This is a genomic window from Sandarakinorhabdus sp. DWP1-3-1, assembly GCF_049896705.1.
Classification (GTDB): domain Bacteria; phylum Pseudomonadota; class Alphaproteobacteria; order Sphingomonadales; family Sphingomonadaceae; genus Sandarakinorhabdus.
Genome location: NZ_JAFCUV010000001.1, coordinates 179,996 through 197,928, shown reverse-complemented (window position 1 = coordinate 197,928; position 17,933 = coordinate 179,996). Strand labels below are relative to the sequence as shown.

General features: G+C 68.0%; 22 protein-coding genes. 16 read left to right on the top strand and 6 right to left on the bottom strand.

Annotated features, from left to right (window positions below):
- Positions 1-29 precede the first annotated feature (29 nt).
- The gene (locus tag ACP7AI_RS00810) at positions 30-467 is read left to right on the top strand and encodes a hypothetical protein (protein ID WP_426163007.1); all 438 of its coding nucleotides are present in this window, start codon (positions 30-32) and stop codon (positions 465-467) included.
- A 42-nt stretch (positions 468-509) separates the two neighbouring features.
- Positions 510-758 carry a hypothetical protein gene (locus ACP7AI_RS00805; RefSeq protein ID WP_426163005.1) on the top strand — a complete coding sequence of 83 codons (249 nt, stop codon included), beginning with the start codon at positions 510-512 and terminating at the stop codon, positions 756-758.
- Between the two features lie 23 nt (positions 759-781).
- On the opposite strand, the gene ACP7AI_RS00800 is transcribed toward ACP7AI_RS00805, so the two are convergent.
- Entirely contained in the window at positions 782-1,063 is a 282-nt protein-coding gene (locus ACP7AI_RS00800) for a DUF1488 family protein (RefSeq protein ID WP_426163003.1), read from the bottom strand.
- 89 nt (positions 1,064-1,152) lie between these two features.
- Here ACP7AI_RS00800 and ACP7AI_RS00795 point away from each other — a divergent pair, with 89 nt between their 5' ends.
- The 9 genes from ACP7AI_RS00795 (at position 1,153) to ACP7AI_RS00755 (ending at position 7,710) form a co-directional block, all read left to right on the top strand.
- Entirely contained in the window at positions 1,153-2,379 is a 1,227-nt protein-coding gene (locus ACP7AI_RS00795; RefSeq protein WP_426163001.1) for a phosphoadenosine phosphosulfate reductase family protein, read from the top strand.
- Entirely contained in the window at positions 2,376-2,507 is a 132-nt protein-coding gene (locus ACP7AI_RS00790) for a hypothetical protein (protein ID WP_426162998.1), read from the top strand. The genes ACP7AI_RS00795 and ACP7AI_RS00790 overlap by 4 nt, the downstream gene beginning before the upstream one ends.
- Before the next feature lie 230 nt (positions 2,508-2,737).
- Positions 2,738-2,956, top strand: coding sequence for a hypothetical protein (locus ACP7AI_RS00785; protein WP_426162995.1), 219 nt, complete (start codon positions 2,738-2,740; stop codon positions 2,954-2,956).
- The gene (locus ACP7AI_RS00780) at positions 2,953-3,270 is read left to right on the top strand and encodes a DUF4326 domain-containing protein (RefSeq protein ID WP_426162993.1); all 318 of its coding nucleotides are present in this window, start codon (positions 2,953-2,955) and stop codon (positions 3,268-3,270) included. The genes ACP7AI_RS00785 and ACP7AI_RS00780 overlap by 4 nt, the downstream gene beginning before the upstream one ends.
- Positions 3,267-3,536 (top strand): helix-turn-helix domain-containing protein, encoded by a 270-nt coding sequence (locus tag ACP7AI_RS00775; protein ID WP_426162991.1) that lies wholly within the window; start codon positions 3,267-3,269, stop codon positions 3,534-3,536. The genes ACP7AI_RS00780 and ACP7AI_RS00775 overlap by 4 nt, the downstream gene beginning before the upstream one ends.
- On the top strand, positions 3,536-4,627 hold the full coding sequence (locus ACP7AI_RS00770) for a tyrosine-type recombinase/integrase (RefSeq protein WP_426162989.1): 1,092 nt from the start codon (positions 3,536-3,538) through the stop codon (positions 4,625-4,627). Before ACP7AI_RS00775 ends, ACP7AI_RS00770 begins: the two co-directional genes overlap by 1 nt.
- 147 nt (positions 4,628-4,774) lie before the next feature.
- Positions 4,775-6,217, top strand: a complete 1,443-nt coding sequence (locus ACP7AI_RS00765) for an SLC5 family protein (RefSeq protein WP_426162987.1) — start codon at positions 4,775-4,777, stop codon at positions 6,215-6,217.
- A gap of 45 nt (positions 6,218-6,262) precedes the next feature.
- Positions 6,263-6,484, top strand: a complete 222-nt coding sequence (locus ACP7AI_RS00760) for a DUF6356 family protein (protein WP_426162984.1) — start codon at positions 6,263-6,265, stop codon at positions 6,482-6,484.
- Between the two features lie 11 nt (positions 6,485-6,495).
- Positions 6,496-7,710, top strand: coding sequence for a serine hydrolase domain-containing protein (locus ACP7AI_RS00755; RefSeq protein ID WP_426162982.1), 1,215 nt, complete (start codon positions 6,496-6,498; stop codon positions 7,708-7,710).
- A gap of 6 nt (positions 7,711-7,716) precedes the next feature.
- Here the strand turns inward: ACP7AI_RS00755 and ACP7AI_RS00750 are convergent, their stop codons facing one another.
- Positions 7,717-8,514, bottom strand: coding sequence for a hypothetical protein (locus tag ACP7AI_RS00750; RefSeq protein ID WP_426162980.1), 798 nt, complete (start codon positions 8,512-8,514; stop codon positions 7,717-7,719).
- Positions 8,515-8,652: 138 nt separating this feature from the next.
- On the opposite strand from ACP7AI_RS00750, the gene ACP7AI_RS00745 reads away from it, so the two are divergent.
- The 5 genes from ACP7AI_RS00745 (at position 8,653) to ACP7AI_RS00725 (ending at position 12,029) form a co-directional block, all read left to right on the top strand.
- Complete coding sequence (locus ACP7AI_RS00745) at positions 8,653-9,045, top strand: YciI family protein (protein ID WP_426162978.1); 393 nt, start codon at positions 8,653-8,655, stop codon at positions 9,043-9,045.
- 35 nt (positions 9,046-9,080) lie between these two features.
- Positions 9,081-9,437 carry a YciI family protein gene (locus ACP7AI_RS00740; protein ID WP_426162977.1) on the top strand — a complete coding sequence of 119 codons (357 nt, stop codon included), beginning with the start codon at positions 9,081-9,083 and terminating at the stop codon, positions 9,435-9,437.
- Complete coding sequence (locus ACP7AI_RS00735) at positions 9,434-10,675, top strand: RNA polymerase sigma factor (protein WP_426162975.1); 1,242 nt, start codon at positions 9,434-9,436, stop codon at positions 10,673-10,675. The genes ACP7AI_RS00740 and ACP7AI_RS00735 overlap by 4 nt, the downstream gene beginning before the upstream one ends.
- Before the next feature lie 65 nt (positions 10,676-10,740).
- A complete protein-coding gene (yghU, locus tag ACP7AI_RS00730) occupies positions 10,741-11,607 on the top strand; it encodes a glutathione-dependent disulfide-bond oxidoreductase (RefSeq protein WP_426162973.1) in 867 nt (288 codons plus the stop codon).
- Positions 11,604-12,029, top strand: coding sequence for a PaaI family thioesterase (locus ACP7AI_RS00725; protein WP_426162971.1), 426 nt, complete (start codon positions 11,604-11,606; stop codon positions 12,027-12,029). The genes yghU and ACP7AI_RS00725 overlap by 4 nt, the downstream gene beginning before the upstream one ends.
- 76 nt (positions 12,030-12,105) lie before the next feature.
- On the opposite strand, the gene metH is transcribed toward ACP7AI_RS00725, so the two are convergent.
- Genes metH through ACP7AI_RS00705 form a run of 4 tightly spaced genes read right to left on the bottom strand, consistent with a single transcriptional unit; the run spans position 12,106 to position 17,805 of the window.
- The gene (gene metH, locus ACP7AI_RS00720; RefSeq protein WP_426162969.1) at positions 12,106-14,838 is read right to left on the bottom strand and encodes a methionine synthase; all 2,733 of its coding nucleotides are present in this window, start codon (positions 14,836-14,838) and stop codon (positions 12,106-12,108) included.
- Positions 14,835-15,881 (bottom strand): homocysteine S-methyltransferase family protein, encoded by a 1,047-nt coding sequence (locus tag ACP7AI_RS00715; protein ID WP_426162967.1) that lies wholly within the window; start codon positions 15,879-15,881, stop codon positions 14,835-14,837. Before ACP7AI_RS00715 ends, metH begins: the two co-directional genes overlap by 4 nt.
- The gene (gene metF, locus ACP7AI_RS00710; protein ID WP_426162965.1) at positions 15,878-16,819 is read right to left on the bottom strand and encodes a methylenetetrahydrofolate reductase; all 942 of its coding nucleotides are present in this window, start codon (positions 16,817-16,819) and stop codon (positions 15,878-15,880) included. The genes ACP7AI_RS00715 and metF overlap by 4 nt, the downstream gene beginning before the upstream one ends.
- Positions 16,816-17,805: an ArsR/SmtB family transcription factor gene (locus tag ACP7AI_RS00705; protein WP_426162963.1), complete on the bottom strand. Its 990-nt coding sequence runs from the start codon at positions 17,803-17,805 to the stop codon at positions 16,816-16,818. The genes metF and ACP7AI_RS00705 overlap by 4 nt, the downstream gene beginning before the upstream one ends.
- Positions 17,806-17,933 lie beyond the last annotated feature (128 nt).

Below are 17,933 nucleotides of genomic sequence, written 5' to 3'. Positions count from 1 at the left end.
AACGACATTCACTACGAAGGGGACTGACCATGGCATTTGAGATCGTCGAGCGGATTGCCCCGAAGGGCACGACGAAGGGAGCCACACCCGACGATGGCGTCCGCTGCGTCCGCATGGGCAAGGATGCCCGCGGCTACATCGCAGTGATGATCGGGCACAAGCTGGCCCACGCGCTCGGCATGCGGAACCCGGAGCACAAGCTTCTCGTCATGGTCGGCAATGGCAGCGACGCCGGCTATGTCGCGGTCGCGCTCGCCGACGATGCGCCGAAGGGCTTCATCGCCAAGGGCAAGCCGAACAAGGGCTATCGAGCCACGATCAACAAGGCGTCGGCCGAGGGGCTGTTTGCCTGGGAGTTCGAGGCATTCACCGCGGCGAAGTGCGAGGTCATCCGGCCGACCGTGCCGGGGCAGCCCGCACGCTTCGTGTTCCGGCCGCCCGCGTACTTTCTCGAAACTGGCGATTGAGCCGTGCCGGTCCTGCATCAGACCCAGGAGTGCGGTTGCGCGATGTGCGACGCCATCACCGCGCTGCGCATCGACATCGCGGCGAGCCTGTCCGCGAGGGCCGCCGAGCTCGAGCAGCAGATGTGCCCCGGCGAGGCGCGCGCCGCAGTCCTCGCCGCCATGAGCCTGACTATCGGCGACGCGATCCAGTCATGGGTCAGCGAGGACCGCTGGCTCGAGGATGTCGAGAAACACGCCACGCTGCTGCGCACCGCGCTCGGCGGCCGGCCCGAAGGAGTGACCGTTCAGTGAGGCTCGCCAACCCAAGCAATCGCCTAACAAACGTCAGCGGCTCGGATACGGATGGATCCGTCCGCTTCGAGGGCATTTGCGTTGAGCTTCGCCTCTGCGATCTCTCCGATGTCGAATGCATTTGCTCCAAAGATAGCAAGCAGCTGGTCGGGCTCGAATGCGATCGAACCGGACATGTCCTGGAGCGCTTCGTCAGAAATCGAGCAGTTGATGACTTTGCCGTTTTCGCGCCCGCGGAAGTTAACCCGCCCATGGTCGAAATCGTGGGCAGCGAGCGTATCGATCTCAAAAATTCGTCGCGCCATTATGTTCGTCCCCCTGCTAGCGCCCCGGCGCTCAGCCGGAACGATGGCAGCGGCGTTGCGGTCGGGCAAGACTATCTGGTGCGGGCCGCATGACCGGCAGCCTTTTCTCCGGCGGCGCTCGCATGCTCGGCACCGAGGCGATCGAGCTCACACTGATGTCGCTGCGCGCATATTGGGACAAGCACGACCATGTCGCCGTCGCCTGGTCGGGCGGTAAGGACAGCACCGCCACGCTGACCATGATCATTCACCTGATCGACGCCGGCGAGTTGCCGCAACCGCAGCGCCTATGGGTATTCTATGCCGATACCCGCCAGGAGCTACCGCCGATCGCCGCCGCGGCCGAGCTGATGATGGCGAAGCTGCGGCTGCGGAACTGGATCACGGTCGAAGTTGTGCGCGCGCCGATGGACAAGCGCTTCATGGTCTACATGCTCGGCCGAGGCGTGCCGCCGCCGAACAACAACACGCTGCGCTGGTGCACCCGCCAGATCAAGGTTGACCCGATGACGGCGGCGATCGAACGCGCGCTCGAGCATATCCCCGGCACGGTCCTGATGATCACCGGCGTGCGGGAGGGCGAGAGCGCGGTTCGCGACGGCCGCATCAGCATGTCGTGCAGCAAGGACGGCGCCGAATGCGGACAGGGCTGGTACCAGCAGGTTCTGCCGATGGCGAAGGGCATCCGGGGCCGTGTCGCCACCTTGGCGCCGATCCTGCACTGGCGGGTCTGCACGGTCTGGGACTGGCTGATGATCTATGCGCCGCAGCCGGAGTTCGGTGGCTGGGATACCCGGATCCTCGCCGACGCCTATGGCGGTGACGAAGCAGTCGAAGTCAACGCCCGGACCGGTTGCATTGCCTGCCCGCTGGCGGCCGAGGACGTTGCGCTAAAAACCGTTGTCGCCATGCCAGCGTGGACTTGGCTTGCGCCGCTGCTGCAGCTGCGCCCGGTCTATCGCTCGCTGCGGCTTATGAAGAACCGGCTTCGCAAGGCGGAGCCTGAGGTTCTGAAGGATGGCACCCTGTCGAAGTCCGGGCAACGCGCCGGGCCGGTCAAGCTCGACGTCCGCCTGGAAGCGCTCGAGAAGGTCCTGGCGATCCAGAAGACTTGCAACGATGCCCGGCCGGAAACAGCGCCGGCCCTCGATATCCTCAATGTCGAGGAAGAGTCCCGCATCCGCGAGTTGATCGCCGCCAAAACCTGGCCGCAGCGCTGGGATGGCAGCGAGGTCAGCGCAGATGCGTGGCTCGACAAGATCAACGCCGACGGCACCGTAGAGCCGATCATGTTCCGGGAGCTCGTAGGTTCATGACGAACAAGCCCCAGCCCCGCCCGCAGGCGCAAGGCGGCGACGACCCGCAGCTGGTCCGCGCCGTGCGCCAGGACAATGCCCGCGCCGAGGCGATGGCTCGGCACATCAAGGAGGGCCATGCGAAGTGAGTGAGCCGTTCACCCGCCCGCCGCGCGCAACCCACCATTGCCGCCACTACAGCTATGAGCGGACCGCTAGCTTGGCCGAGAGCGGCCCGCGCTGTGCCGCCGGCCTTGGCCTTTCCGAGCCGGGATCAGCGAGCAAGTGCATGCCCGACGCTCCGACGCCCACTTGCAGCTTGCGTCAAGAATACACCGACGCCGAGCGCGCCGCTTGGAAGGCCGCAACGTCCGAGGGGATGGCTCGCCTAGTCGCCGCCATCACCGCGCTACCGACGGCGATCCCGCTACGCACCGGCGGCTTCGTGCCTTGCCCCAGCTGCGACGGGCAGGTCCGCTACGACCGCTGGCACCGTGGCGCGTCGCTGTGCTGCTCGACCGAAGGCTGCTGCGAAGCTCGGTTCAATATCGCCGCCGGCGCCGTCTGGCCGGCAAAAAGGTTGGGAGCCGAAGCGTGACCGACCGGCCCATCAGGGTGCATCTGTCGCGCGCGAAAGGCTGGCGGATGCCGCCCAACACGGTGAAGGTCTCGCGACCGGGGCTGCTCGGCAACCCGTACATCATCGGCCGGCAGGTGAGCGACGCCGCCTCGGCGCGGAACGCGTACCGCATCGACCTGGAGCGCGCGATTGCGCATCCCGACCTGGTCAGTTCCAAATGGCAGCGCCGGGCGGCCGTGCTGCCCGAGCTTCGCGGCAAGAACCTCGCCTGCTGGTGCAAGCCGGGGACGCCCTGCCACGCCGACGTCCTGATCGAACTGGCGAACCGGTGAAGCTCGAGCTCCTCACCGCCGAGCAGGCCGCTGCCCGCATCCGCGTCTGCACCAAGACGCTCGGGCGCCTGCGCCGCGCCGGCAAGATCCGGTTCTATGCCACCGGCGGCCGGGCCTTCCACTACAGCGAGGAGGATTGCGACGCCTATCTTGCCAGTTGCCAGGTGCTGGCGCAGGTTCGTGCGCCGGAACCAGAGCCGGTGAAGGGACGACGCACAGCCCGCGTCATCCCGCTGCGCCCGAAGTTCTCCGAGGCCTATGGCTGATGCTCTACAAGCAGGCGCGCTCCCCGTACTGGCGCTATGATTTCGTCATCAACGGTGTCCGCTACAGCGCCTCGACCCGCACCGCGGACAAGCGCGCCGCCGCCAAGATCGAAGCCGACGCCCGCCTGCAGGCCGTCACGCCGAACCGATCCCGGCCGGTCATCACGCTCGACGAGGCCGCCGCTCTCTACGCCGAGCGAGCAGAGACCCTGCCGTCATGGCTCAACGCCAAGCGCATTATCAAGGTGCTGCTCGCCGGGCTCGGTGCCTCGACGTTCATGGGCGACGTCACGCAGCGCGACCTGCAGTTGCTAGTCGCCAAGCGCCGCGTCGGCCGGGCGAACTCTTCGGTCAATCGCGAGATCGTGATCTGGCGCGCGATCTGGCGCCACGCCGACGAAACCCGGTTCGACATCGGCGAGATGCCCGCTTGGGGCAAACTGCTGCTGAAAGTCTCGGACCAACCCGCGCGCACCCTGTCCGCGGCCGAGGAGACAAAGCTGTTCGCAGCGCTGCGGTCCGACCTCCATGACTTCGTCGCTTTCGCGCTGGCCTCTGGCTGGCGGCTGTCTGAAGTGATCCGGCTGACCTGGCGCGACGTCGACATGGCCCAGCGCACTGCCACGACGCGCATCAAGGGCGGCGACACGATCGAAAGGCCGCTAGGCGCCGCCATGCTGGCCCTGATCGCCTCGCAGCCCCGCGTCTGCCCCCAGGTATTCACGTTCGAGGCACAGGCGACCCGGAGCAAGCACACTACCAAGGACGGCCGGACGCGGGCGGCGCGGCGGAAGGGCGAGCGGTACCCGTTCTCGTCGAATGGCTGGCGCAAGCCGTGGACCGCCGCACTGGCGGAGGCCGGCATCGATGCGATGCGGTTCCATGACCTCCGCCACACCCGCGGCACCAGGATCCTGCGAGCGACGAACAACCTGCCGCTGACCGGCAAGGCGCTGGGGCATCGCTCGCTCGCGACGACGATGCGCTATGCTCACGTCTTGAACGAGGATTTGCGGGCCGGAATCGATGCTGCTGACAGCGTTTCCCCTACTATTCCCACACTGCCCATTTCCGAAAAGCAGAAAGCTTAAAGTGTGGAACGCGTTAGCCCAACCGGACCCGACCCGTGTAAAGGAAGCGCTCTACCAACTGAGCTAATCGCCCCGACCAGCCGCTGCCGGCCTAGCGCGACCGCCGCCGCTGTGCAACTTTGCCGGCAAAAATCGGGGGAGCGCCAGGTGAATAGCGTGCAGATCGGCGTGTTTGCAGCGCTGACCGTCCTGATGGCGGTGGCGACATGGTGGCAGACGCGGCGCATGGCGCGCGCGGCCGGCGAAACCGGCGGCCGCGGCACCAACAGCAACCGCGAGTTCTTCCTCGCCGGCGGCGGGCTGACCTGGCCGTTCATCGCCGGCTCGATCACGCTGACCAACCTGTCGACCGAGCAGCTGGTGGGCATGAACGGCAACCAGATGCTGCTGCTGGCCTGGTGGGAGCTGTCGGCGGTCGCCGGGCTGGCGATGCTCGCGCTGATCTTCCTGCCCATTTATTACCGCAACAACTGCACGACGACGACCGAGCTTTTGCAGAAGAAATACGGCTCCAAGCACCTGCGCGCGCTCGTCTCAACTCTGTTCCTCGCCGGCAATATCCTCATCTATCTGCCGATCGCGCTTTATACTGGCGCGCTGTTCCTGCGCACCGTCTCGGGCGTCGACCTGCCGCTGCTGCCGCTCGCCGCGGCGCTCGGCATTATCGGCTCGCTCTATGCCATCCTCGGCGGCCTGCGCGCCGTCGCCGTCTACGACACGATCGCCGGCGTCGGCGTGCTCGGCAGCGCGCTGGCGGTGGTGTTCCTCGCCATGTCGGCGATCGGCTGGTCGTTCGACGGCGTGCCTGCAGAGCGGCTGAGCATGGCCGGCGGGCTGGACTCGCCCATCCCCTGGCCGACGCTGCTTACGGGCATGATCTTCATCCAGATGTTCTACTGGTCGACCAACCAGACCATCACCCAGCGCGCCATGGCGGCACCCAATTTGCGCGAAGGGCAAAAGGGCGTGTTTGCCGCCGGCGTCATCCGCATCCTCATCGTGCCCGCTATCGTCGTGCTGCCCGGCGTCGCCGCCTACAAGCTGTTCGGCGTCACCGGCGATGCCACCTATGGGCGGGTCGTCGCGGCGGTCATGCCGGCCTGGGCGTCGGGCGCCTTTGCCGCCTTCATGTGCGCGGCGGTGCTGACGCACTATACATCGATCCTCAACTCGACGACGACGCTGTATGTCTGCGACATCCACGAAAGCTATATCGACGCCAACCCCGACGTGCGGCGCTTGAACACGCTGATTTCGGTGGGCTTCGTCATCGTCTCGATCGCGCTGGTGCCGGTCTATGCCGGCACCGTCTCGATCATCAATCTCGTCCAGCAATTGAACGGGCTGCTGTCGATGCCGATCCTGTCGGCCTTCATCGTCGGGCTGGTGTTCAAGGGCGTCAAGGCCGGCGCGGTCATGGCGGCACTGGCCTTCGGCGTCGGGCTATACGCCGTATTCACCTGGGTGTGGACGCCGGTGCATTACATCCATCTGATGCTGGTCACCCTGCTCGCCTGCATCGCCGTCGCGTTGCTGCTCAATCGGCTGATGGGCGGCCGCGCGCGCTTTGCCGGGCTGGCGGCGGCGTGAATATTGGGGAATAAGACGGCTGCAAACTCAAGGAGGCTGCCAGCGATGTTCGCTCGCCTGTTCGTCGATCACCCTCGCGCCGTCAACGAGAGCTATGTCGAGCACATGGGCGCCGCCTTCGGGGTCGCCGGCCGACTGGCGGTCGCGTCGGCCAAGTGCATCGTCCATGGCCTGGTGCCGGGCCTGTGCAAGACCGCCGGAAGCGATGCCATCCTGAAGCTGCATGGCGAGATCAGCCCGCGCCGTTTCGACCAGCCGACACTTTAAGGACCAGATTCATGCCCGATGAACTCGGCTTCTCGCCGGAGCGCCTGGCGCGCATCGATCGCTTCCTCGACGAAAAATATGTCGCCACCGGGAAACTGCCCGGCACGCTGACCATGGTCGCCCGCCACGGCGACATCGCCCATCTGGGCCTGACCGGCCATGCCGATGTCGAGCGCGGGGTCGCCATCGCCGAGGACACCATCTTCCGCATCTATTCGATGACCAAGCCGATCACCTCCGTCGCGCTGATGATGTTGGTCGAGGAAGGCAAGATCGCGCTCGAGGACCCTGTCCATCGCTACATCCCCGAATGGCAGAACCTCGCCGTCTTCGCCGCCGGCACGCATCGCATGGGCTTCCAGACGACGCCGGTGAAGCGTCCGATGCAGGTCGTCGACCTGCTCCGCCACACCGCCGGCCTGACCTATGGTTTCCAGCTGCGCACCAATGTCGATGAAGCCTATCGCCGCGAAAAGATCGGCGAGATCGAAAAGGCCGGCACCCTGCCCGACATGATCGCGGCGCTGGCCAGGATCCCGCTGGAATTCTCGCCCGGCGACAGCTGGAACTATTCTGTGGCCACCGATGTCTGCGGCTGGCTGGTGGAGGTCGTGTCCGGCCAGAAGTTCGAGGATTTCCTTGAGCATCGCCTGTTCAAACCGCTCGGCATGGTCGATACCGGCTTCCACGTCCGCGACGGCCAGGGCCATCGCCTCGCCAGTTGCTACCAGCCCAACCGCACCGGCACCATGGACCTGCAGGACGATTGCCAGGGCAGCAGCTACCTGACGCCGCCGGATTTCGTCTCGGGTGGCGGCGGCCTCGTATCGACTGCCGGCGATTACATGAAGTTCGCCCAGATGCTGCTCAACGGCGGCACCGCCGACGGCCATCGCTACATCGGCCGCAAGACGCTCGACCTGATGACCGCCAACCACCTGCCCGGCAACAGCAGCATCGCCGCCATGTCGAAATCGCTGTTTTCGGAAGCCGCCTATGACGGCATCGGATTCGGCCTCGGCTTTGCAACGACGATGAACGCGGCGGCGACGCTGATGCCCGGCAGCGACGGCGATGCCTTCTGGGGCGGCGCCGCCAGCACCTTCTTCTGGGTCGACCCCGCCGAGGACCTGATCGGCCTGTTCATGACCCAGCTCATCCCGAGCAGCACCTATCCGGTACGCCGCGAGGTCCGCACCATGGTCTATGCGGCGCTCGACGACTGAGCATCCCTACAGCCGGCCGGTGACCGGGCCACCCATTGCCGGCGGCGGCACCAACGCCAGCGGGTCGACGGCGGCGCCCGGCGTGCCTGCCGTCACGCCGGCATAGATCGCGGTGCCGACCGGGCTATAGGCGATGGCGTTGCTGACCAGCAGCGACCCGACCATCGCCGCCATGCCCCAGCCCCAGGCCGGATGGACGCTGCCGCTGCGGCGCAGGTCGGCGACGACGCCGGCCAGCGGGAACAGCATGACGGGGACCAGCGTCGCTTCGAACCCCCAGGGCGCCAGCAACGGCAGCGGCAGCAGCCGTCCGAACGCCGGCCCGAGCAGCAGCGCCATGCCGCAGAAATGCAGCCGCCGGTGCCATTCGGTCTGCCGGCGCCGCACGATGGCGGCGGCACCGAGCCCGGCAAAGGTGAACAGCGTCATCGGATCGAAGATCAGGAACTGCAGCGGGTGGAAGAAGAACGGCACCTGGCCCCGCCGCACGATCGCCAGCGTCACCGCGACGCCGAGCACGACCATCGCCACCATCCAGCCGGCGGCGATCCAGCCGAGCCGGCGATGCAGCGCCCGGTTGCCGCGCACCACCAGCAGGTTCTGCACCAGGTAAATCGCCACCCAGCCCATGAAGACGACGGCATGGGCATGGACGAGCAGCGGCGCCGCAAAGCTCGATCGGCCCATCGCCACCTGGGTCGAAAAGCCGGCGACGACGACCGCCACCATGACAAAGGCGGAATTGAGGAAGAAGCGGCCACCACTGCCCGTCCGCATGCCCTGCCCGTCGACGCGTGTTGCCATGTTCATCACCCTTGCCGGAAAATCGCGATCGCGCTGCGATACCGCAAAAAAGCCGGCCGCAATTGTCGAAATCCGTCAGAACCGCCGCTCATCGTTGCAGGCCCCGGGCTGTTCCCGGCTGCCAGCACGGAGACTGCCATGCCTCGATTGCCGCTGATCCTGCTCGCGCTCGCCGCCACCCCGGCTGCGGCGCGCGAATACACCCTCGTCATCCACGAAGCCCCGGCACAGCTGGCGTTGCGCGCCGACACCGGCCCCCGGGGTGCCGCCTATTGGCAGGGCTTTGCCGCCGCCGGCCAGGCGCTGGCCAGGGCCGGCGCACTGAAGGGCGGCGCCGCGCTCGAACCCCGCGCCGCCGCCAGCCTCGGCAGCGGCGCCGCCGGCCCGACACCGACCGGCTATTTCATCGTCGAGGCCGCCGATCTCGCCGCCGCAAGGGCGCTCGCCGCCGGCATCCCGGCGGCCAGGACCGGCCGCGTCGACATCATCGCCCACGCCCCCGCCCAAGGTCCTGCCAAGACCGGAATGTGATTGCCAACCGCCAACGCTGAAGGAAGGATACACCCATGGAATATACGCTGCTCTATTTCGAGACCGCGGCAGAACAGGGCCGCCGCGACACGCCCGAGGCGCCCGCCTATTGGGGCGCCTGGACCGCCTATATGGGCGCGATGAGCGCCGCCGGCGTGATGCGCGGCGGCAACGGCCTGCTCGGCCCCGACACCGCCACGACGCTGCGCGTCAGCGAAGGCAAATGGGCTGTCCAGGACGGGCCGTTCGCCGATACCAAGGAACAGCTCGGCGGCTATGTCGTGCTCGACGTGCCCGATCTCGACACGGCGCTGGCATGGGCGGCGCGGGCACCCTGCGCCACCGCCGGCGCCGTGGAGGTGCGCCCGGTGATGCCGCCGCCCGCGGCATGACGGAGGCTGCGCGCCGCAATCCCGACGGCCCTGCCGCTGCCGGCAGGGCTGCCGAGATCGCGGCACGCACCTCCTATGGCCGGCTGCTGGCGCTGCTCGCCAGCCGCAGCCGCGACATCGCCGCCGCGGAGGATGCGCTTGCCGAGGCGCTGGCGGCGGCGCTCGCCACCTGGCCGGTGCGCGGCGTGCCCGACAATCCCGACGCCTGGCTGCTGACCGCGGCGCGCCGCAACCTGGGCCACGCCCGCGCCCGGACCGCCACTGCCCAGGCCGGCGCCGACACCCTGGCCCAGCTGCAGGACGAACGCGACAGCAACGAGCCCCCGTCCTACGGCGACCCCCGCCTGCAGCTGCTGTTCGTCTGCGCCCACCCCGCCATCGACCCGGCCGTGCAGGCGCCGCTGATGCTGCAGGCCGTATTGGGCCTCGATGCCGCCCGCATCGCCGCCAGCTTCCTCGTCGCGCCGGCGACGATGAGCCAGCGGCTGGTCCGCGCCAAGACCCGCATCCGCGACGCCGGCATCGCCTTTGCGATTCCCCCGACCGAACAACTCGCGCCGCGCCGCGCCGCCGTGCTCGCCGCCATCTATGCCGCCTATGGCACCGCCCACGACGATGTGCCCGCCGCCGCCGAGGCGCAGGGCCTGGCCGGCGAAGCGATCTGGCTGGCGCGGCTGCTCGGCGAGCTGCTGCCCGACGATCCCGAGGCCCGGGGCCTGCTCGCGCTGATGCTGTTCTGCGAGGCCCGCCGCCCGGCCCGGCGCGACGCCGCCGGCGGCTTCGTGCCGCTGCTGGCGCAGGACCCGCACCGCTGGGACGCGGCGATGCTGACCGAAGCCGAGGCACTGCTGCGCATGGCGGCGCAAGCCCGTACCCCCGGCCGCTTCCAGATCGAGGCGGCGATCCAGTCGCTGCACGCCCAGACCGTGATGACCGGCAGCGCCAACCCCGGTGCGCTGGTGGCGCTCTACGACCTGCTGCTGGCCGTCGCGCCCTCGACCGGTGCCCGCGTCGGCCGCGCCGTGGCGCTGGCGGCGCTCGATGTGCCGGCCGCGCTCGCCGACCTCGATGCGCTCGCCACCCGCTGCACCGGCTACCAGCCCTGGTGGGCGGCGCGCGCCCATGTGCTGCGCCGCGCCGGCGACCGGGCCGCGGCCGCCGACGCCGCGCGCATTGCCGCCGGCCTCGCCAGCGACCCCGCGGTGCGCAACTGGTTGCTTGCTGCCTCCCAAGAATAACATGCTGTCGCGCCGCCGGGCGCCGCGCTAGCAAGGGGCACATCCTCCGCGAAAGGTATCCCCCGATGGCCGATTACGTCCCCCCCAAGGTCTGGACCTGGAACAAGGAGAATGGCGGCCGCTTCGCCAACATCAACCGCCCCGTCGCCGGCGCCACCCATGACAAGGACCTGCCGGTCGGCAAGCACCCGCTGCAGCTCTATTCGCTCGGCACGCCCAACGGCGTGAAGGTGACGGTGATGCTCGAGGAGCTGCTCGCCGCCGGCCATGCGGGCGCCGAATATGACGCCTGGCTGATCAACATCGGCAACGGCGACCAGTTCGGCAGCGGCTATGTCGCCGCCAACCCCAACAGCAAGATCCCGGTGCTGGTCGACCACAGCGTCTCGCCGCCCCAGCGCGTGTTCGAATCGGGTGCCATCCTGCTCTACCTCGCCGAAAAGTTCGGCGCCTTCCTGCCGACCGACCGCGCCGCACGCACCGAGGCGCTCAACTGGCTGTTCTGGCAGATGGGCGCGGCGCCGTTCCTGGGCGGCGGCTTCGGGCACTTCTACGCCTATGCACCGTCGAAGATGGAATATCCGATCGACCGCTACGCCATGGAGGTGAAGCGGCAGCTCGACGTGCTCGATCGTCATCTGGCGGTGAACGAATTCATGGCCGGCACCGAATACAGCATCGCCGACATGGGCATCTGGCCCTGGTACGGCGCGCTGGTGAAGGGGCTGGTCTATGACGCCGCCGAATTCCTCGCCGTCCACGAATATACCAGCGTGCTGCGCTGGACCGACCAGATCGCCGCCCGTCCGGCAGTGAAGCGCGGCCGCATGGTCAACCGCGTCCAGGGCGAGCCGTCGAGCCAGCTCCACGAGCGCCACGACGCCAGCGACTTCGACACCAAGACGCAGGACAAGCTGGCGCCGACGGCATGATCAATATTGCCGAGCCGACACCCGGCAGCCTGCCCGATACGCTCGGCCAGCAGCGTATCATCCGCTTCGAACCCGGCCTCGCCGCGATCGAATATCGGTGCGGGCTGCACATGTGCCATAGCGGCGGTGTCGCCCAGGGCGGCTTCGTCGCCGGCTGGATCGATGCCGCCATGGCGCATGCGGTGATGGCGAAGCACGGCATGGACCGGGTGCCGATCTCGCTCGATCTCAAGATCAGCTATTTCGCACCGACCAATCCCGGGCTGGTGATCGCCGAAGGCTGGATCGAAAGCGGCGGCAGCCGTACCCTGTTCGCCGAAGGCCGGCTGCTCGACGCCAATGGCAAGGTGCTCGCCAAGGGCATCTCGACGATCCGCCTGATCGACAGCGCCCGCGTCAGCGCGACGATGACGGGGGGCTGATACCTTGGCAGACACCCCGGCGCAGGCCGGGCCCATGGCCCAGAAGCTAGGCGCACCGGGGGACCGGCCCTCGCCCCTAATCCAGGTTAGGCCGCAACCAGCGCTCCGCCGTCTCCACGTCGATCCCGCGCCGCTCGGCATAGTCGGCGAGCTGGTCCTTGCCGATCCGCGCCACGCCGAAATAGCTCGCCTCCGGGTGGGCGAAATAGAACCCCGACACCGCCGCCGTCGGCAGCATCGCGAAACTGTCGGTCAGCGTGATCCCCGTCCGCTCGGTCGTCGCCATCAGTTCGAACAGCGTCCGCTTGAGGCTGTGCTCGGGGCACGCCGGATAGCCGGGCGCCGGGCGGATGCCCTTGTACTTCTCGCGGATCAATTCCTCGTTCGTCTGCTGCGGCCCCGTCTCGTAACCCCAGAACTCCCGCCGCACCCGCTCGTGCAGCCGCTCGGCAAAGGCTTCCGCCAGCCGATCGGCCAACGCCTTCAGCAGGATATCCTGGTAATCGTCGTGCGCCGCCTTGAACCGCGCCGAATGGGTGTCGATGCCGTCGCCGACCGTCACCGCAAAGCCGCCGAGCCAATCGCCATCGGGCGAGATGAAATCGGCCAGGCACGAGTTCGGCCGGCCTTCGCGCTTGGCGATCTGCTGGCGCAGGAACGGGAAACGCGCAACTTCCTCCGCCCGGTTGTCGCCCTCGAACACCACCACGTCATCACCATCACGCCGCGCCGACCAGATCGCCACGACGCCGCGCGGCCGCAGCCAGGCTTCGGCGACGATCTGCGCAAGCATCGCCTGCGCATCGGCGTACAGCGCCGTCGCGCTGGCGCCGACCACCTCGTCGGTCAGGATCGCCGGGAAATTCCCTGCCAGTTCCCAAGCCTGGAAGAACGGCGTCCAGTCGATGTAGGGGATCAGCTCCGCGACCGTCACGTCATCGACCGTGCGCACCCCGCTCCACGCCGGCCGCACTGGCGGACTGGCGGCGAAATCGGGGCGATAGGCATTGGCGCGCGCCTCGACCAGGGTCGCGAGCTTCGACTGGCCGCCGGCGGCGCGCTTGACGCGGATGTCTTCATATTCGCGCGCCGTCGCATCGACGAGCTCGTCCTTCAGTGTGTCGCTGACCATCGTCCCCGCCACGCCGACCGCGCGGCTGGCGTCGAGCACATGGATGACCGGCCCCTTGTACGCCGGCGCGATGCGCAGCGCGGTGTGGACGCGGCTGGTGGTGGCGCCGCCGATCAGCAGCGGCATGGTCATGCCGGCGCGCTGCATCTCGGCCGCGACGGTGACCATTTCGTCGAGTGACGGCGTGATCAGTCCCGACAGGCCGATCATGTCGGCGCCCTCGTCATTGGCGGCCTGCAGGATCGTCTGGAACGGCACCATGACGCCCAGGTCGATGACCTCGAAATTGTTGCACTGGAGCACGACGCCGACGATGTTCTTGCCGATGTCGTGGACGTCGCCCTTGACCGTCGCCATGACGATCTTGCCCTTCGACGACGACGCGCCCTCGGGCCCGGCGAGCTTTTCGGCCTCGATGTACGGCAGCAGATGCGCCACCGCCTTCTTCATGACGCGCGCCGACTTCACCACCTGGGGCAGGAACATCTTGCCGCTGCCAAACAGGTCGCCGACGACGTTCATGCCGTCCATAAGCGGCCCCTCGATGACATCGATCGGGCGTCCGCCGCTGTTGAAGGCGAGCAGCCGCGCCTCTTCGGTATCCTCGACGACGAACGCGTCGAGGCCCTTGACCAGGGCATGTTCCAGCCGTTTCGACACCGGCAGCAGCCGCCATTCGTCGGTGGCCTTTTCAGCAACCTTGCCGTCACCCTTGTACTTGTCGGCGATGGCGAGCAGCCGGTCGGTGCTGTCGTCGCGGCGGTTGAGGACGACATCCTCGCAGGCCTCGCGCAGTTCCTCGGGAATGGCGTCATAGACATCCAGTTGCCCGGCGTTGACGATGCCCATGTCCATGCCGGCGCGAATGGCGTGGAGCAGGAACACCGAATGCATGGCGCGGCGCACTGGCTCGTTGCCGCGGAAGCTGAACGACAGGTTCGACACGCCGCCCGAGATATGGGCATGCGGGCAGCGGCGCCGGATCTCGGCGGTCGCGGCGATGAAGTCGTTGCCGTAGTTGTTGTGCTCCTCGATGCCCGTCGCCACCGCAAAGATATTGGGGTCGAAGATGATGTCGGCGGGCTCGAAACCGATGCCGACCAGCAGGCGATAGGCGCGCTCGCAGATCTCGACCTTGCGCTGCGCGGTGTCGGCCTGGCCCTTTTCATCGAAGGCCATGACGACCGCGGCGGCGCCATAGCGCATGACCTTGCGGGCATGGTCCAGGAACGGCCCCTCGCCTTCCTTCAGGCTGATCGAATTGACGATGCCCTTGCCGGCGATGCACTTCAGCCCGGCCTCGATGACGCTCCATTTGGAGCTGTCGACCATCACCGGCACCCGCGCGATATCGGGCTCGGCAGCGATCAGCTTGAGGAAAGTCACCATGGCGAACTCGCTGTCGAGCAGCCCTTCGTCCATGTTGACGTCGATGATCTGGGCGCCGTTCTCGACCTGGCTGCGCGCGACCTCGACCGCGGCGGCATAGTCGCCGTTGAGGATCAGCTTCTTGAACGCCGCCGACCCGGTGACGTTGGTGCGTTCGCCGATGTTGATGAACTGCGCGACCTGGGCCGCCTCGCGGCGCTCCTCCCGCGACGGCTCGAACGGCGGCGACAGCGAGGCGAGCACCTCGTCTTCGACCGGCAGCGCGGCACTGGCAATGGGGGCGGTCATGCGGCGAAACTGAAGGCTTCGAGGCCCGACAGGCGCAGCGCCGGCGCCGCCGCCGGCACCTGGCGCGGCGGATATTTCGCCACCTCCCGCGCCATCGCCGCAATATGCGCCGGCGTCGTGCCGCAGCAGCCGCCGACGATGTTGACAAGACCGGTCGCCGCCCAGTCACCGACCAGGTTGCCGGTGGTATCGGGCGCCTCGTCATATTCGCCAAGGTCGTTGGGCAGCCCGGCGTTGGGATAGACCTGGATCAGCGTGTCGGCGACCTTGGCCAGCGCGACGACATGCGGGCGCAATTCAGTGGCGCCGAACGAGCAGTTGAGGCCCACGGTCAGCGGCTTCACATGACGGATGGAATGCCAGAAGGCTTCGACCGTCTGTCCCGACAGGTTGCGGCCCGACAGGTCGGTCAGCGTCATCGACAGCATCACCGGCAGCTCGCGGCCCAGCGCCTCGGCGGCCTCGGCGGCGGCAAAGGCCGCCGCCTTGGCGTTCAGCGTGTCGAACACCGTCTCGATCAGGATGATGTCAACGCCGCCTTCGACCAGCGCATCGATCTGCTCGCGATACACCGCCTTCACGCCATCGAAATCGACCTCGCGAAACCCGGGATCCGACACGCGCGGGCTCAAGGACAGCGTCTTGTTCGTCGGCCCCAGCGCCCCGGCGACGAAGCGCGGCCGGCCATCGGCCGCGGTGGCGGCATCGGCGCAGCGCCGGATGATGCCGGCGGCGGCGCGGTTGATGTCGCCGACCAGATGCTCGGCGCCGTAATCGGCCTGGGAAATGCGGTTGGCGTTGAAGGTGTTGGTCGCCAGCACATCGGCACCGGCACCGATATAGGCGTTGCAGACCCCGGCGATGTCGTCGGGCCGGGTCAGGTTGAGCATGTCGTTGTTGCCCTTCTGGTCCATCGGCAACGCCAGTTCACCCTTGTAGTCGGCCTCGGTCAGGCCGAGCGCCTGGATGGCGGTGCCATAGGGCCCGTCCTTGATGAGGATCCGCTTGGCGGCTTCGGCGCGCAGGCGCTCGGCGATGGTCATGCGGCGATTTCCAGCGGGGCGGCGGCAGGGCGCACCCCGAGCATGTGGCAGATGGCATAGGCCAGTTCGGCGCGGTTGAGCGTGTAGAAGTGGAAGTGCCGGACCCCGCCGGCGTACAGACGCCGGCACTGTTCGGCGGCGACGCTGGCGGCCACCAGCTGACGCGCCGCCGGCTTGTCGTCGAGCCCCTCGAACAGCCGCGCCATCCAGGCCGGCACGGCAGTGCCGCACGGCCCGGCCATGCGCTGCAGATTGGCGAAGTTCGTCACCGGCAGGATGCCGGGCACGATCTCGGCGGCAATCCCTGCCGCGGAAGCGCGGTCGCGAAACCGGAAAAAGGTATCGGGCTCGAAAAAGAATTGCGTGATCCCGCGCGTCGCCCCGGCGTCGAGCTTGGACCGGAAGGCATCGAGATCGGCGGCGGCGTCGCGCGCCTCCGGGTGGACCTCGGGATAGGCGCTGACCGAAACCTCGAAATCATGCACCCGCTTCAGGCCGGCGACCAGGTCGGCGGCGGTGGCATAGCCATCGGGATGCGGCGCGAAACGCGCATCCTTGGCCGGCGGATCACCGCGCAGCGCCACGATATGGCGGACACCGGCCTGCCAATAGGCATCGGCGACGGCATCGATCTCGGCGCGGCTGGCATCGACGCAGGTCAGGTGCGCGGCCGCCGGAATGTCGGTCTCGCGGGCGATGCGGGCGACGGTCGCATGGGTGCGTTCGCGCGTCGAACCGCCGGCGCCATAGGTCACCGACACGAAGCGGGGATTGAGCGGCTTCAGCGTTTCCACCGAATCCCACAATGTCGCCTCCATCGCCGCCGTCTTGGGCGGGAAGAATTCGAAGCTGACGGCGATGTCGCCGGGCAGGTCGGCGTACAGCGACGGGTTCAGCGCACGCGCCGCCTCGGCAACGCGATCGAGATTTGCGGTCATGCCGCCTTCCTTTCCATCGATGGCACCGGCAGCCGCCGGCCCAGCCACAACGTCACCCCCAGCGCCCGCAGATTGTCGGCATCGGGCGGCGGCAGGCGCCGTGCCACCCGCGCCTCCAGCCCCGCCGCCGTCATCCAGCCGCAGACCTGCTCGTCGCCGAAGCCCAGCCGGACGTGCCGCTGCTGAACGCGCAATTCCTCGCGGCCGTGGGGCATGAAATCGACCACGAGCAAGCGCCCGCCCGGCGCCAGCACCCGCGCCAGTTCGGCGATGACGGCGGCCGGATCATCGGCGAAATGCAGCACCTGGTGGAGGACCACCGTATCGACGCTGCCGTCGGCGCGCGGCAGCGCATACATGTCGCCGCGCCGGACCTCGGCGTGCGCCAGCCCCGATGCCTCGATGCGGCCGCGCGCCAGCCGCAGCATCTCGGGACTGCGATCGATCCCCAGCGCCGCCCGCGCCTGCGGCCCGAGCAATTCGATCATGCGGCCGGTGCCGGTGCCGACATCGACGAGCACGCCCAGATCGGCAGCTGCGTCGCCCGCGTCGTCGTCAGGCGCCAATGCCGCGGCGATCGCCGCCTCGACATCCGATTCGGCGATGTGCAGCGCGCGTTCGCGATCCCAGTCGGCGGCATGGGTGGCGAACCAGGCATCGGCGGCGGCGGCGCGCTCGGCGCGGACCACCGCCAACCGCGCCTGGTCGGCCTCCCCGGCGTCGGCGGCCAGCGCATCGACGGCGGCGAGCACCGGCGCCGAAATCGCTGCGTCGCCCAGCCGCACGAACACCCAGGCGCCTTCCTTGGCACGCTGCACCAGGCCGGCATCGGCAAGGATGCGGATATGGCGCGACACCCGCGGCTGGCTTTGCGCCAGCACGGCCGCCAGTTCGCCCACCGACAGTTCCATGCGACGCACGAGCAGCAGGATGCGGACCCGGCTGGGGTCCGCCAATGCCCTGAAAATGGATAGCAACGCCTTCATCGCGACAAGGACATAAAGATATCTTTATATGTGTCAAGCAACGCCGGGGGCGATATGCGACCACCTGCGGCGAGTCGTGGCTTGCCCCCGACCGGCAAAATGTGCGAGCGCTGCGCTGCGGGTGCGAA

What these genes read in the sequence shown, in the direction of transcription:
- ACP7AI_RS00795 (WP_426163001.1), top strand. Translation starts at nt 1,153, where the DNA reads ATGACCGGCAGCCTTTTCTCCGGCGGCGCTCGCATGCTCGGCACCGAG.
- ACP7AI_RS00715 (WP_426162967.1), bottom strand. Translation starts at nt 15,881, where the DNA reads ATGACCATCGCCGAGCGCCTGCGCGCCGAAGCCGCCAAGCGGATCCTC.
- metH (WP_426162969.1), bottom strand. Translation starts at nt 14,838, where the DNA reads ATGACCGCCCCCATTGCCAGTGCCGCGCTGCCGGTCGAAGACGAGGTG.
- ACP7AI_RS00750 (WP_426162980.1), bottom strand. Translation starts at nt 8,514, where the DNA reads ATGGCAACACGCGTCGACGGGCAGGGCATGCGGACGGGCAGTGGTGGC.
- ACP7AI_RS00725 (WP_426162971.1), top strand. Translation starts at nt 11,604, where the DNA reads ATGATCAATATTGCCGAGCCGACACCCGGCAGCCTGCCCGATACGCTC.
- ACP7AI_RS00800 (WP_426163003.1), bottom strand. Translation starts at nt 1,063, where the DNA reads ATGGCGCGACGAATTTTTGAGATCGATACGCTCGCTGCCCACGATTTC.
- yghU (WP_426162973.1), top strand. Translation starts at nt 10,741, where the DNA reads ATGGCCGATTACGTCCCCCCCAAGGTCTGGACCTGGAACAAGGAGAAT.
- ACP7AI_RS00790 (WP_426162998.1), top strand. Translation starts at nt 2,376, where the DNA reads ATGACGAACAAGCCCCAGCCCCGCCCGCAGGCGCAAGGCGGCGACGAC.
- ACP7AI_RS00770 (WP_426162989.1), top strand. Translation starts at nt 3,536, where the DNA reads ATGCTCTACAAGCAGGCGCGCTCCCCGTACTGGCGCTATGATTTCGTC.
- ACP7AI_RS00740 (WP_426162977.1), top strand. Translation starts at nt 9,081, where the DNA reads ATGGAATATACGCTGCTCTATTTCGAGACCGCGGCAGAACAGGGCCGC.
- ACP7AI_RS00805 (WP_426163005.1), top strand. Translation starts at nt 510, where the DNA reads ATGTGCGACGCCATCACCGCGCTGCGCATCGACATCGCGGCGAGCCTG.
- ACP7AI_RS00810 (WP_426163007.1), top strand. Translation starts at nt 30, where the DNA reads ATGGCATTTGAGATCGTCGAGCGGATTGCCCCGAAGGGCACGACGAAG.
- metF (WP_426162965.1), bottom strand. Translation starts at nt 16,819, where the DNA reads ATGACCGCAAATCTCGATCGCGTTGCCGAGGCGGCGCGTGCGCTGAAC.
- ACP7AI_RS00735 (WP_426162975.1), top strand. Translation starts at nt 9,434, where the DNA reads ATGACGGAGGCTGCGCGCCGCAATCCCGACGGCCCTGCCGCTGCCGGC.
- ACP7AI_RS00755 (WP_426162982.1), top strand. Translation starts at nt 6,496, where the DNA reads ATGCCCGATGAACTCGGCTTCTCGCCGGAGCGCCTGGCGCGCATCGAT.
- ACP7AI_RS00745 (WP_426162978.1), top strand. Translation starts at nt 8,653, where the DNA reads ATGCCTCGATTGCCGCTGATCCTGCTCGCGCTCGCCGCCACCCCGGCT.
- ACP7AI_RS00705 (WP_426162963.1), bottom strand. Translation starts at nt 17,805, where the DNA reads ATGAAGGCGTTGCTATCCATTTTCAGGGCATTGGCGGACCCCAGCCGG.
- ACP7AI_RS00785 (WP_426162995.1), top strand. Translation starts at nt 2,738, where the DNA reads ATGGCTCGCCTAGTCGCCGCCATCACCGCGCTACCGACGGCGATCCCG.
- ACP7AI_RS00760 (WP_426162984.1), top strand. Translation starts at nt 6,263, where the DNA reads ATGTTCGCTCGCCTGTTCGTCGATCACCCTCGCGCCGTCAACGAGAGC.